This is a genomic window from Zhouia spongiae (assembly GCF_022760175.1).
In the GTDB taxonomy this organism is placed as follows: domain Bacteria; phylum Bacteroidota; class Bacteroidia; order Flavobacteriales; family Flavobacteriaceae; genus Zhouia; species Zhouia spongiae.
The window spans coordinates 836,192-849,246 of the sequence record NZ_CP094326.1 but is presented as its reverse complement, the minus strand read 5'-3'; the positions used below and the strand labels follow the sequence as shown (position 1 = coordinate 849,246).

Sequence of the window (13,055 nt, the reverse complement as noted above, 5' to 3'; positions counted from 1 at the left end):
AATTCTTCAAAAATTAAAACTATGCCTTTTTATCATAAATTGGGAGAGATCCCCCATAAACGACATACCATATTTAAAAAACCTAACGGCGAATTGTATTATGAGCAATTGTTCGGAACCATAGGTTTTGATGGAATGTCAACCAATATGTACCATATTCACAGGCCTACCCAGGTGAAAGACATAAAAGGTAAAAAAGATGTTTCGCCAAAGGTGGCAATTAAAAATAATATTCAGTCATATCGTTTTCACGGGTTTAAAGTGCAGCCTGAAAATGATTATCTCGAGAGTAGAAAACCGGTATTAACAAACAGCGACTGCACAATTATTCTGGCAGCACCTAAACATTCGACGAAAGATTATTTTTATAAGAATACCGATGCTGATGAAATGATCTTTATTCATAAGGGAAGCGGTAAATTGCGTACCCACCTGGGAAATTTAGACTTCAAATATGGAGATTATCTTATAGTTCCGAGGGGAACCATATACAAGATAGATTTCGATACTGAAGATAACAGGTTGTTTATTGTTGAATCGCACAGGCCGATTTATACTCCAAAAAGATACAGGAACTGGTTCGGTCAGCTTTTAGAGCATTCCCCATTTTGCGAACGCGATATCAGGAGGCCGTACGAGTTAGAGACCAATGATGAAAAGGGAGACTTTTTAATGAAAATTAAAAAGCAAAATGAACTGTTTGATATGGTGTATGCAACACACCCTTTTGATGTAGTGGGGTACGATGGGTTTAATTATCCTTACGCGTTAAGTATTCACGATTTCGAACCGATTACAGGCCGTGTTCACCAACCGCCTCCGGTGCATCAGACTTTTGAAACGGATGCTTTTGTGGTTTGTAGTTTTGTGCCCCGTTTATACGATTACCATCCGGATGCCATTCCGGCACCGTATAACCATAGTAATATAGACTCTGATGAGGTATTGTATTACGTCGACGGAGATTTTATGAGCAGGAATGATATAGATGCCGGTCATATCTCTTTGCACCCCGCAGGGATTCCTCATGGGCCACATCCAGGAGCTACAGAGAGAAGTATCGGGAAAGAAAAAACAGACGAGCTGGCGGTTATGGTAGATACTTTTAAGCCACTACAGCTTACGGAAGAAGCCATGGCTATTGCCGATGATACTTATTATCAGTCATGGTTAGAAGATTAATAAGTGTTAAAAATTCAAGATCACAACTAAAAACAGAATATAATGTCAAAAGAAGTTAAGTCCGTAGATTACGGACTCGAAAAAATATTTAAGGGGGCACAAGATTTTTTACCCCTGTTAGGAACAGATTATGTAGAATTTTATGTAGGGAATGCAAAGCAGGCAGCTCATTTCTATAAAACCGCATTTGGTTTTCAGTCGCTGGCTTATTCGGGTCTGGAAACAGGCATAAGAGACAGGGTGTCATATGTTCTGGCACAGGATAAAATCCGATTGGTATTAACAACGCCGCTTAACTCTTCGTCTCCTATTAATGATCATATTGTAAAGCATGGTGATGGTGTAAAGGTGGTAGCGCTGTGGGTAGAGGATGCACGTGCAGCATTTGAAGAAACGACCAAGCGCGGTGCAAAACCCTTTATGGAACCGACACTGGAAAAAGATGAGCACGGAGAAGTTGTGAGGTCGGGGATTTATACCTATGGAGAAACGGTGCATATGTTTGTAGAACGTAAAAATTATAACGGAGCTTTTTTACCGGGTTATAGAAAATGGGAATCTGAATACAATCCGGCACCGGTGGGGCTGAAGTATATTGACCACATGGTTGGTAATGTTGGCTGGGGAGAAATGAACAAGTGGGTGAAATGGTATGAAGATGTAATGGGATTTGTAAATTTCCTGACCTTCGATGATAAACAGATCCATACTGAATACTCAGCATTAATGAGCAAGGTGATGAGTAATGGTAACGGGCGTATAAAATTTCCTATCAATGAGCCGGCAGAAGGCAAGAAGAGATCTCAGATAGAAGAATATTTAGATTTTTATGAAGGTTCAGGTGTACAACATATTGCCGTGGCAACAGACGATATAATAGAAACGGTAAGGCAGTTAAAGGCGAGGGGGATTGAATTCTTGCCACCGCCTCCGCAAGCCTATTACGATGCGCTTCCTGAACGTTTGGGAGAACATATGAAGATGATGAAAGAAGATATAAAAGAGTTGCAGAAATTGTCTATATTGGTCGACGCAGACGAGGAGGGGTATCTATTGCAGATTTTTACCAAACCGGTAGAAGACCGGCCAACTCTTTTCTTCGAAATAATTCAACGAATGGGTGCCCAGGGATTTGGAGCAGGTAATTTTAAAGCATTGTTTGAGAGTATAGAGCGTGAACAGGAGCTTAGAGGAACCCTGGAATAGAGCTTTTTGTTACGTTTTTATCAGTTTTAAACTTGGTTTGTTGCTAAGGCATTGTTAAATAAGTTAAAGTTTAGTTATTATGCTTGCATAGCAAAAAACTTGCCGTAAATTTGTCTACGCAAAAGGGGTGGTGCCCTTTTGTAACTTTAAGTAAAGTTTTCATAATTTAAAGTTTTGGTTGGTTAATGGAAGCCCGGTTTTATACCGGGCTTTTTTCTTTACAGCTTTTTGATGACATGGGTGACTATTCCCCATATTGCAAAATTATTTTCCCGGGTAACTTCTATAGGTTCATAATCTTTGTTTGCCGGCATTAGGAAAACAGTTTCTTTTTCGACTTTAAGACGCTTTACGGTAAACTCACCGTCAATAAAACAGACGGCTATTTTATCGTGTGCAGGTTCTATGCTTTTATCAACAACCAAAAGATCTCCATCATCTAAATTGGCATCAATCATTGACTGTCCCCTGACCTTGGCATAAAAGGTGGCTTCTTTATTACGAACCAGTGTTTTATCTAGACTAATGCGGGTTTCCAAAAAATCATCGGCCGGAGAAGGAAATCCGGCGGCAATACCTTCACTAACGAAAAAATGTTCTTCTTCATGGTCTGCATCAGGGATGTAGAACGAAAGGTTTTTTGTTTCTTTTATTGGCTTTAATTGCATTTTACTTCAATTATGTCATTAATGTTTGTCGTATATCTTGGCGATAAATGTTCTTGACGCATCTTCCAGGTTTTGTTTAAATCCTGATTCGCTATTTTAAGTTTGTGAGATCCGTATTTTTTATTGAGATTGTCCATGACTTTCATTATTTCATGGTGTTTGGCATCTTCATGATGAAACAGGTCTAATTGTTTTGCATTTGCAGGAATCAATCCGGTAACGATTACTCCGGCTCTTTTATATTGTATGTCTTTCTTGTATATAGAGGCCAGGCCTTTAATTGCATGGTTGGTAATGGTTAATGTTGAATCTGTGGTGTAAGGGAGTGTTATGTAGATACTCCCTTTGTGTTGTTTGTGTTCTTTTTTATGGAAATCACTGCGAAGCATTACGATAATGGCAGTGCAGCAATCATTTTGTTTTCGAAGTTTTTCTGCACAACTTGCTGCAAAAGTAGCAATACGTTCTTTTATATACTGGTAGTCGGAATACGAATAATCAAAACTTCGGGTAGTAGCAATAGCCTTTCGATGCCCGTCTATACCATCGCTTAACTGTATGGTAGGGCTTCCTTCCAGATCTTTTTTCAGTCTAAGCCCTATAACTGCCATATGTTTTCGTACCCAAGGATCGGAAAGCTGTGTAAAGTCGAAGGCTGTCCTTATATTTTTTAAACGGAGACGTTCGGCGTGGTTTCTCCCGATCCCCCATACATCATCAATTTTAGTCCATTTCAAGGACTTTATTCGCTTTTCTTCAGAATCGATGACATAAACCCCTCCGGTTCTTTTTTTAAATTTACGGGCAATTTTATTGGCAACCTTCGATAATCCTTTGGTTGGAGCGATTCCGATGCTGATGGGAATCCCGGTCCATTTTTCGATCCGATATTTAATTTCTTTTCCATGGGCATAGTAATCATTGGCGGGTATTTTGAGCTGAAGAAAAGCTTCATCGATACTGTAGATTTCCACATCGGGGGTGAATTGTTTGAGGATATCCATTACCCGTTTGCTCATGTCGCCGTATAACGGATAATTTGATGAGAATACATGTATGTTATTCTGTTCAAAAAAATCTTTATACTTGAAGGCCGGTGCTCCCATTGGTAACCCTATGGCCCTGGCTTCATCGCTTCTTGAAATAACACAGCCGTCGTTATTTGAAAGTATGGCCACAGGCTGGTTGTTGAGCTGAGGTTTAAATACCCGCTCACACGAAGCATAAAAGTTGTTACAATCTACCAGTGCAAACATGTTGTAAAGTTACGCAATGAATAGGTAAATGTAATGTAGTGAATTGAAAATTAGATTTAAAGAATGAAGTAGAAGATAAATGTCGGGTCGAGCACCCCCGAAGCATCGGGGGAAACCTGACTGATTTTTGACTAAAAAAGAAATCTTTTTAGTTTTTTCCGTTTTAATGCTTCTGTGAGCTTGCTCCGAGGTCGTTTATTTAAAAGCAGGCATTCCGGTAATATCAGCTCCTGTAATAAGTAAATGTATATCGTGTGTTCCTTCATAGGTAATTACACTTTCCAGATTCATCATATGGCGCATAATACTGTATTCGCCTGTGATTCCCATGCCTCCTAAAATCTGTCTTGCTTCTCTTGCTATCTTTAGGGCCATATCGACATTATTTCTTTTTGCCATTGAGATTTGAGCTGTTGTAGCTTTATTGGCTTCTCTCAACTGGCCCAAGCGGAGCGCCAGTAACTGCGCTTTTGTGATTTCAGTCAACATTTCCGCTAACTTTTTTTGTTGAAGTTGTGTGGCAGCAATCGGTTTGTCAAACTGGATCCGTTCTTTGGCATAGCGCAAAGCGGTATCATAGCAATCCATTGCGGCACCTATAGCACCCCATGCTATTCCATATCGTGCAGAATCCAGGCAGCCCAGAGGCGCGCCCAATCCACTTTTTTCCGGCATCAGATTTTCTTTCGGAATTTTCACATTGTCAAAGATTAGTTCACCGGTTGCGGAAGCCCTCAACGACCATTTATTGTGTGTTTCCGGCGTAGAAAAGCCTTCCATTCCGCGTTCAACTATCAGGCCATGGATACGTCCTTCCTCATTTTTTGCCCAAACTACAGCGATGTCAGCAAAAGGCGCGTTTGAGATCCACATTTTAGCCCCGTTCAGTACGTAATGATCTCCTTTATCTTTAAAGTTAGTGACCATCCCGCCTGGATTTGAGCCGTAATCGGGTTCGGTTAAACCGAAGCATCCTATGTATTCGCCGCCAGCCAGTTTAGGAAGGTATTTTTTACGTTGTTCTTCAGTTCCGTATTTCCATATGGGGTACATGACCAATGAAGATTGGACAGATGCAGTAGAACGTACACCGCTATCACCTCTTTCAATTTCCTGCATGATTAAACCATAGCTGATCTGATCGAGTCCGGCTCCACCATACTCTTCCGGAATATAGGGTCCGAAGGCTCCGATTTCAGCAAGTCCGCTTATGATCTGTTTCGGGAATTCTGCCTTCTGTGCGTATTCTTCAATAATGGGAGATACTTCACGTTTTACCCAACTACGGGCAGCATCACGAACCAGTTTGTGTTCGTCAGATAACAAATCATCTATATTGTAATAGTCGGGGGCTTCAAATAAATCTGGTTTCATCTGTAGATATTTATTGTTTTCAAACGGTCAGGTGAAATGCACGGTTTATCATATGGGTTAATTTGATAAATTAAATCGTTAATAGGCATTTCATGTTCAGTCGGTCTTAATTACTTCAAATATATAAACGAAATGCAACAAGACGGATACTTATAGTTTTATTTTTAACAATTTTTATCCAAGTTCATAATTGTCCCAATTGGCAATTTCATTTCGTTCTTCAGGTTTAATGCATTCATTTAAGGTTTTTTCATCGTATGAAACCTGATGTTTGTCGAGTACATCTTGAGGAACACCATTCCATACATTAGGTACATTGCCTGCGTAACCAAGGTAGTCGATACCCTCTTTGGTAGTAAAATATCCGGTAGCTACGAGGTTTCTTATCCGGGAAAAGAATCTGGCACCTTGTTCTAGCTCTGGCCTGACATCATCAGGATAGGCTATGTCTTCAATGATCTCGATTTGTTGTTCGGGAGAGGCATTTTTAAAAATTTTATCGAAGCGTTTATTGCTTTCGTGATCCAGCCACATAAGTCCCCCGCGAATCGGCGTTTGATGATACGGCATGTCTTTCACGATAAACGCTATAAATTCCGGAACCTTTACCTCGGATGCGGAGGGAGAAGTGTCGTCTGCCGGAATAATAATATCAGACAAAACGGTAAGTGTGGCTATTTCATGATCATTAAAGAATGTTTTCTTATATAGCTCTTGGTCTCTCGCCAGTTCTTCCGGCGTTCGGCCATATCCGCCGGCTCCGGTATCCGGTTGAGGGATTTCGGCTGTAGCCGGCTTCTCTTCACTGTCAGTCAGGCATCCTGAGAACATAAACCCGGAAGTAACTGTTCCGGCAACCATTGCTTTTAAACTTTTTCTTCTGTCCATGCCCTTTGTTTTTAGAGGTTCATTTTTTTAATTTCTTCTGTCAGGTATTCAGACGCTCTCCATGCCAGGGCCAAAATGGTCCATGTAGGATTTTTGTCTGCTTGCGAAACGAATGAGCCGCCATCCATTACAAACAAGTTTGGAACATCGTGTGCCTGGCTGTATTTGTTCAGTACCGATGTTTTAGGGTCGTTACCCATTCTGGTGGTTCCTACTTCATGTATGATTCTGCCCGGAACATCCAGTCCGTAGTCTGTTTCTTTGCCCGGTTTTTCTCCCAAGGCGATCCCGCCCATGTTGTGAATGAGCTCTTCGAAGGTTTCATGCATGTGTCTGGCCTGTTTTCTTTCCTCATCTGTCCAGTTATAATTAAACCGGAGAACGGGGATGCCATATTTATCGACCACATTAGGGTCTATCTCACAATAGTTGTCTTTTTGAGGAATACTCTCGCCACGTCCTGCCATACCGACAATGGCACCATAAAAACGTTTGACGTCGTTTTTAAGGTCGAGTCCGTAGCCCCCCGGCTTTTTCATTTTGCCGTCTTTGCCGGGAACAAGGCCATTCAGGTTCTCCATGCCAAAACCTGTTCCGTAGCCCGGCATTCCCATCCCTCCGTAGAATTCGATATGATAGCCGCGGGTGAAGCCCAGGTTTTTACTGTCATTTAACCACCACGGTACATAGAGGTGCATACCACCTACGCCGTCTTCGTTGTAGCGTTTCCGATCCATCATCGATGGAATTAGAGCCGATCTTGAAGCTCCGGTAGAATCGTGAAGGTATTTCCCTGCTACCCCGCTTGAATTGGCTAATCCGTTTGGAAATCTTGACGATTTGGAATTTAGTAATATCCTTGCCGACCCGCAGGCACTGGCAGCGAGAATAACGACTTTTGCCTTTACTGAATATTCCTGTAAATCTACTTTGTTTATATAAGAAACTCCGGTGGCTTTTCCGTTCTCATCGGTAAGAACTTCTCTTACCATGGCATTTACATAAAGGTCTACGTTGTCATATTCCAGGGCGGGCTTTACTAAAACTGAAGAGGATGAAAAATCGCCATAAATACTGCACGACCTGGAGCATTGTTTGCAATAGAAGCAAGCCCCTCTGCGGTTATCGATTCTTTTTGTGAGTATTGATAAGCGAGATGGTATAACAGGCAACCCTGTTTTTAGTCCTGCCTTTTTAATATATAGTTCGTGTAATCTTGGTTTTGGAGGCGGAAGAAAGTATCCGTCAGGTTCATTAGGTAAGTTCTCTTTGGTGCCAAATACCCCTATAAGCTTGTCTACCTTGTCGTAATAGGGTTTAACGTCGTTGTAACTGATGGGCCAGTTGTCTCCTTTGCCGTCATAGTCTTTCCGCTTAAAATCCAAAGGCCCGAAACGAAGTGAGATGCGTCCCCAGTGATTAGTTCGCCCACCGACCATTCTGGAACGGAACCAATCGAATTTAGTCCCGTTTTTACGAGTATATGGTTCTCCGTCTATTTCCCAACCGCCATATGCCATATCAAAATCGCCAAAGGGTCTGCTTGTCCCTGCTCCTCTTCTGGGAGATTCATAGGGCCATTTAAATTGTGTCTGCTGTTCGGGGTTTGCCGGATCAAAATCGGGTCCGGCTTCCAATAAGGCAATTTTAAATCCGGCCTCAGACAGAATTTTTGTTGCCATTCCACCCCCGGCTCCGGAACCTACTATGCAGATATCATATTCTTTGGTTGATTTTTTGATTTGAAAGGACATAATCTTATATTGGTTTATAACCTTATAAAATTATGTTTTTGTCAGAGAATTCAAAAAAATATTGAATAATAAATTAAGAAAGGCAGAGAATGTTTGTTGTTTACATGCTCTGCCGGTTATTTTTTACTCATTTGACAAAGAGTAAGGGAAGTCAGTCTTATTGATTCCTCGACTTTTATTAGGTTTGCTTCCCATTTCAAAATTTATAACAGCGCCTTTCATTAGTTCTTTATGACTGATATAGTTTTTGGTGTAGTTTTTCCCATTGAAAGAAGCGTTTTGAATATACCTGTTTCGGGCATTGTTATCAGCAGCATTAATAACAACTGCTTTGCCGTTTTCCAGTTCCAATGTGACTTTTCTGAACAGGGGAGCTCCCAGAATGTATTCATCCGTAGCAGGACATACAGGGTAAAAGCCCATAGATGAAAACACATACCAGGCAGATGTTTGTCCATTGTCTTCATCGCCGCAATAACCATCCGGGGTTGGTGTGTACATCCGGTTCATAGTTTCTCGTACCCAATATTGTGTTTTCCAGGGTTCACCGGCATAGTTATACAGATATATCATGTGTTGTATCGGCTGGTTACCATGTGCATATTGTCCCATATTGGCAATTTGCATTTCTCTGATCTCATGGATGACAAAACCATAGTAACTCTCATCGAAAACCGGAGGAAGGCTAAATACTTTGTCCAGTTGATTTACAAACTCGTTTTTACCACCCATCAGATCAATCAGACCTTCTATGTCATGGAAAACGGACCAGGTGTAATGCCAGCTGTTGCCTTCAGTGAATGCATCACCCCATTTGAATGGATTGAAAGGTTTCATAAATTCACCATTCTTATTTTTTCCACGCATTAATTTTGTCTCAGGATCAAATAGATTTTTATAGTTCAAACTGCGTTTTCTATATAATCTGATTTCTTTTTTTGGTCTGTTAAGCGCTTTTGCTAACTGGTATATGGTGAAATCGTCGTATGCATATTCAAGTGTTCTTGCTGCATTCTCATTGATGTCAACATCATATGGAACATAACCTAGTTTGTTGTAGTGTTCAACTCCTGCACGTCCCACAGCTGTTAATGGACCTGCATTGTTAGCGCCGTGTATTACAGCCTCATACAGGGTTTCGATATCGTACTTATGTTTGCTGTCTATTTTAAGGTATGCATCAGCTACAACTGAAGCTGAATTGTTTCCGATCATAACATTGCGGAGTCCAGGGCTGGCCCATTCAGGAAGCCATCCGCTTTCTTTATATGCATTGGCGAGACCTTCCTGCATCTGAGCATTTAGTTCGGGATACATTAGGTTTAGAAAAGGGAATAGAGATCTGAAGGTGTCCCAGAACCCGGTGTCGGTAAACATATAACCTAGTAGTACTTTTCCGTTATACGGACTGTAATGAACAACATTTCCATCAGCATCGTACTCAAAGAATTTTCTTGGAAATAACAATGAGCGGTAGAGGCAGGAGTAGAAGACTTTAATTTGATCTGCAGTACCTCCTTCAACTTTTATTCTGCTAAGTTCTTTGTTCCATATGTTCCTTCCTTTTTCTTTAACCTGATCAAAATTATCAGGGCCAATCTCATTGAGGTTTCTTTCTGCTTGCTCATAACTGATAAATGAAGAAGCTACTTTAGCATTTACAGTTTCGCCTTTTTTTGTGTTGAAGCTTATTACGGCGCCGGCATGCTCTCCTTTTAATTCGTTGCTATTATTTAATTGTGAGCCATTAAAGGTGTTTGACCCTGAAAAAGGCTTGTCAAACTCAATTACAAAGTAATTTTTAAAGTTTTCCGGTACACCGCCACTGTTTTTTGTGGTGTATCCGATAACCTTATTTTCTTCGGGTATGATTTTTACGAACGACCCTTTGTCAAAAGCATCCACAACAATATGTGCCTGCTCTGTTTCGGGAAAGGTAAAACGAAATCTGGCAGCGCGTTCAGTAGGAGTGATTTCAGTAGTTACATCGTGATCGGCAAGGTATACTTTATAGTAATGGGGTTTTACTACCTCGGTTTTATGAGAAAACCAACTGGCTCTGTCGTCTTCTGTAAAACGAAGTTTTCCGGTAACCGGCATGATAGAGAATTGTCCGTAATCGTTCATCCAGGGTGAAGGCTGATGGGTTTGTTTAAAACCTCTTATCTTATCGGCAGTATACATATATGCCCATCCGTCTCCCATTTTACCTGTTTGTGGAGTCCAGAAATTCATTCCCCAAGGAAGGGCAATGGCAGGATATACATTTCCGTTGGAAAGACTGTGTTTGGAGTCAGTGCCCATAAGTGGACTGGCCCAGTCAACCGGATCGGTTACTTTATCTATAAAAATATCTTGTGCAATAGTAAACTGGCAACAGACAGCCAGTATTATAGTTAGAATTGACCTCATAAAGTAATTATGTTAAGAATTAGTTTGTTTTGACGGAAGCTAAAAATAAGAATATAATGGATTTTCCCCGCTAATTTTAGCTCAACAACATGATTACTGCCTAGTTTGCGGTAAAAATGAGTATGGATGTGTCCAAATTACATTTTTAAATAAAAATCTTTGGTGAGATCGATGTAATCCTGAGTGTATTGATGGCGTTCTATCTCTATGATGAGTTCTGAAATTTCCAATTCAGGCTCATGAAATGAAAAAGCTATCAGGCTTCGTTTAATCTCAGTGTCGGGAGTGCCTTTAACACGGGTGATTTTATTCGGGTATAACTTGTTCTTATTGCCTAACTCTATGAGTTTTTGTTCTTCTTTAAAAGGAATAATGCAACAAAATAACCCTTTATGGGACAGTAATTTGGCAGCCCCTGCCATGAGTTCTTTAAAAGGAAGGGAAAAGGAGTTTCTTGCTGTATCCCTTTGTTGGCTGCCGCTTAAAACCTGTTCGGTATAAAACGGCGGGTTGGAGATGATAAGATCATACCGATCGTCAATTTCATCTACAAACTCATCAAACCCTGCATGGTAACAAAACAAACGATCACTCCAGGGTGATGCTTCAAAATTTTCTACACACTGTTCAAATGCGTCATCATCTATCTCCAGAGCATCTATTAGTTCGGCATGACAGCGCTGTGCAAGCATAAGTGATAGCAAGCCGGTTCCGGCTCCGATGTCCAGTACGGAATTCGGGTTATGGTTTACAGGGGTCCATGCTCCTAGTAAAACACCATCTGTGCCTACCTTCATGGCGCATCGGTCCTGAACAATACTAAACTTCTTGAATTTGAATGGATTACTCATGAAAAATTTCAAATATTAAATTCCAGGTAAACGACCTCGGGGCAAGCCCACGAGGCATTAAAAGGAAAACCTAAAAAACATTTCGACGTAAGCCCTATGAAATTCCTTTAGGAACATTTCACAAGGACAAGCGTCGGAGCATTTAAATCTCGATTATCGAGTAAAAAAGTTTAAAAATTATAAATTTCAAAATTCAATTATTCTGTTTTTAGAATAATAGCTGAAAGTATTTTTCTTAATTCATCTTTCCTGTTGGAAATACTATTTGGAAGCTTCTCAACCAAAAAACCTACAATCCTTTGCAAAAAGATAAGTCCTTTTGGAATTTGGCGCTTGAAAATTGGAATTTGTTATAGATAAAGATCAATCAATCCCTCCGGGGTGTTGACAATAATTTTTTTATTGTTACGATCAATCTCTATAATGAATTTATCATTTACAGGGATTAAAATTTCTTTCCCGTCTCTGTCGATCTCAAAGAGAGCTTGCGAGGTAGTGTCATTTACACCCGTAATAGTGCCTACAATACCATAATTTTGATCTTCAATGGTAAAACCTATGATTTCATGATAATAGAACTGGTTTCCTGTTAGCTTGGGTAAAAACTCCAGCGGGAGGTACAATTCCGATTTCATAAGAGCATCGGCATCAGCCTCCGTGTCTACCTCTTCCAGTTTTAGACGAAGCAGGTTTGATTTCTGTAGGGAAGATTGTTCGATAAAAAAAGGAACCAGGTTATTGCCATGAGCAATAAACACTGATTCCAGATTTTCGTATAGTTCAGGCTCATCGGTGTCTAATTTGACAAGGACTTCACCTTTAAAACTAAATTTTTTAACAATCTTACCGAGATAGAAGCATTCTTCTTTTCTCATGCAATTTGTTTAAGCTTCCGCTTCTTTGTTTTCATCAGTTTCTGCAGCTGGAGCTTCTTCTGTAGCTTCAGCAACCGTGTCTTCTGTAGCTTCTTCAGTATTGGCTTCTGCCTCTGATTCAGCTTGAGCAGCTTTACGCTTCTCGTTTACTTCTTTTTCAGCTTCAAGAGCTTTTGCTTTAGCATCTTCTTTTGCTTTAGCTAGATCGTCTTTCTTAGCATCAACTTTTCCGGCTTTTTCTTCTAACCAAGCTTCAAATTTAGCTTGAGCTTGCTCTTCAGTTAAAGCGCCTTTAGCTACACCACCAAGTAAGTGATGCTTTAAAAGTACACCCTTGTAAGAAAGGATTCTTCTTGCGGTGTCGCTTGGTTGAGCACCATTCTGTAACCACTTTACGGAAGAATCTACATCCAGCTCAATTTGAGCAGGGTTAGTGTTTGGATTGTAAGTTCCCAGTTTTTCTAAGAATTTACCATCTCTTTTAGCGCGGCTATCCGCAGCTACTACCCAGTAAAAAGGTTTTCCTTTTCTACCGTGTCTTTGTAATCTGATTTTAACTGGCATAATGCGAATTAATTTTAGGGTACCC

General features: G+C 40.5%; 11 protein-coding genes. 2 read left to right on the top strand and 9 right to left on the bottom strand.

Going from position 1 to position 13,055, the window contains the following annotated elements; all coding sequences use genetic code 11:
• Positions 1 to 21: 21 nt before the first annotated feature.
• Together MQE36_RS03715 and hppD are read left to right on the top strand one after the other, a co-directional pair.
• Positions 22 to 1,182, top strand: a complete 1,161-nt coding sequence (locus MQE36_RS03715) for a homogentisate 1,2-dioxygenase (protein ID WP_242937829.1) — start codon at positions 22 to 24, stop codon at positions 1,180 to 1,182.
• Positions 1,183 to 1,224: 42 nt separating this feature from the next.
• Positions 1,225 to 2,388, top strand: a complete 1,164-nt coding sequence (gene hppD, locus MQE36_RS03710; protein WP_242937828.1) for a 4-hydroxyphenylpyruvate dioxygenase — start codon at positions 1,225 to 1,227, stop codon at positions 2,386 to 2,388.
• 218 nt (positions 2,389 to 2,606) lie between these two features.
• Here hppD and MQE36_RS03705 read toward each other — a convergent pair whose 3' ends face one another.
• From MQE36_RS03705 to MQE36_RS03665, 9 genes are all read right to left on the bottom strand, one after another.
• Positions 2,607 to 3,056 carry a LexA family protein gene (locus tag MQE36_RS03705; protein WP_242937827.1) on the bottom strand — a complete coding sequence of 150 codons (450 nt, stop codon included), beginning with the start codon at positions 3,054 to 3,056 and terminating at the stop codon, positions 2,607 to 2,609.
• The gene (locus MQE36_RS03700) at positions 3,047 to 4,312 is read right to left on the bottom strand and encodes a Y-family DNA polymerase (RefSeq protein WP_242937826.1); all 1,266 of its coding nucleotides are present in this window, start codon (positions 4,310 to 4,312) and stop codon (positions 3,047 to 3,049) included. The genes MQE36_RS03705 and MQE36_RS03700 overlap by 10 nt, the downstream gene beginning before the upstream one ends.
• Positions 4,313 to 4,507: 195 nt before the next feature.
• The gene (locus MQE36_RS03695) at positions 4,508 to 5,686 is read right to left on the bottom strand and encodes an acyl-CoA dehydrogenase family protein (protein ID WP_242937825.1); all 1,179 of its coding nucleotides are present in this window, start codon (positions 5,684 to 5,686) and stop codon (positions 4,508 to 4,510) included.
• Between the two features lie 174 nt (positions 5,687 to 5,860).
• The gene (locus tag MQE36_RS03690) at positions 5,861 to 6,574 is read right to left on the bottom strand and encodes a gluconate 2-dehydrogenase subunit 3 family protein (RefSeq protein WP_242937824.1); all 714 of its coding nucleotides are present in this window, start codon (positions 6,572 to 6,574) and stop codon (positions 5,861 to 5,863) included.
• Positions 6,575 to 6,585: 11 nt separating this feature from the next.
• Positions 6,586 to 8,328 carry a GMC family oxidoreductase gene (locus tag MQE36_RS03685; RefSeq protein WP_242937823.1) on the bottom strand — a complete coding sequence of 581 codons (1,743 nt, stop codon included), beginning with the start codon at positions 8,326 to 8,328 and terminating at the stop codon, positions 6,586 to 6,588.
• A 123-nt stretch (positions 8,329 to 8,451) separates the two neighbouring features.
• Positions 8,452 to 10,740: a GH92 family glycosyl hydrolase gene (locus tag MQE36_RS03680; protein ID WP_242937822.1), complete on the bottom strand. Its 2,289-nt coding sequence runs from the start codon at positions 10,738 to 10,740 to the stop codon at positions 8,452 to 8,454.
• Between the two features lie 137 nt (positions 10,741 to 10,877).
• The gene (locus tag MQE36_RS03675; RefSeq protein WP_242937821.1) at positions 10,878 to 11,591 is read right to left on the bottom strand and encodes a tRNA1(Val) (adenine(37)-N6)-methyltransferase; all 714 of its coding nucleotides are present in this window, start codon (positions 11,589 to 11,591) and stop codon (positions 10,878 to 10,880) included.
• Between the two features lie 350 nt (positions 11,592 to 11,941).
• Positions 11,942 to 12,466: a ribosome maturation factor RimM gene (gene rimM, locus MQE36_RS03670; RefSeq protein ID WP_242937820.1), complete on the bottom strand. Its 525-nt coding sequence runs from the start codon at positions 12,464 to 12,466 to the stop codon at positions 11,942 to 11,944.
• Positions 12,467 to 12,475: 9 nt separating this feature from the next.
• Positions 12,476 to 13,030: a 30S ribosomal protein S16 gene (locus MQE36_RS03665; protein ID WP_242937819.1), complete on the bottom strand. Its 555-nt coding sequence runs from the start codon at positions 13,028 to 13,030 to the stop codon at positions 12,476 to 12,478.
• Positions 13,031 to 13,055: the final 25 nt, after the last annotated feature.

Bases quoted from the DNA above. Each gene is read 5' to 3' on its own strand.
- rimM (WP_242937820.1), bottom strand. From the start codon at position 12,466: ATGAGAAAAGAAGAATGCTTCTATCTCGGTAAGATTGTTAAAAAATTT.
- MQE36_RS03715 (WP_242937829.1), top strand. From the start codon at position 22: ATGCCTTTTTATCATAAATTGGGAGAGATCCCCCATAAACGACATACC.
- MQE36_RS03680 (WP_242937822.1), bottom strand. From the start codon at position 10,740: ATGAGGTCAATTCTAACTATAATACTGGCTGTCTGTTGCCAGTTTACT.
- MQE36_RS03665 (WP_242937819.1), bottom strand. From the start codon at position 13,030: ATGCCAGTTAAAATCAGATTACAAAGACACGGTAGAAAAGGAAAACCT.
- hppD (WP_242937828.1), top strand. From the start codon at position 1,225: ATGTCAAAAGAAGTTAAGTCCGTAGATTACGGACTCGAAAAAATATTT.
- MQE36_RS03695 (WP_242937825.1), bottom strand. From the start codon at position 5,686: ATGAAACCAGATTTATTTGAAGCCCCCGACTATTACAATATAGATGAT.
- MQE36_RS03675 (WP_242937821.1), bottom strand. From the start codon at position 11,591: ATGAGTAATCCATTCAAATTCAAGAAGTTTAGTATTGTTCAGGACCGA.
- MQE36_RS03685 (WP_242937823.1), bottom strand. From the start codon at position 8,328: ATGTCCTTTCAAATCAAAAAATCAACCAAAGAATATGATATCTGCATA.
- MQE36_RS03705 (WP_242937827.1), bottom strand. From the start codon at position 3,056: ATGCAATTAAAGCCAATAAAAGAAACAAAAAACCTTTCGTTCTACATC.
- MQE36_RS03690 (WP_242937824.1), bottom strand. From the start codon at position 6,574: ATGGACAGAAGAAAAAGTTTAAAAGCAATGGTTGCCGGAACAGTTACT.
- MQE36_RS03700 (WP_242937826.1), bottom strand. From the start codon at position 4,312: ATGTTTGCACTGGTAGATTGTAACAACTTTTATGCTTCGTGTGAGCGG.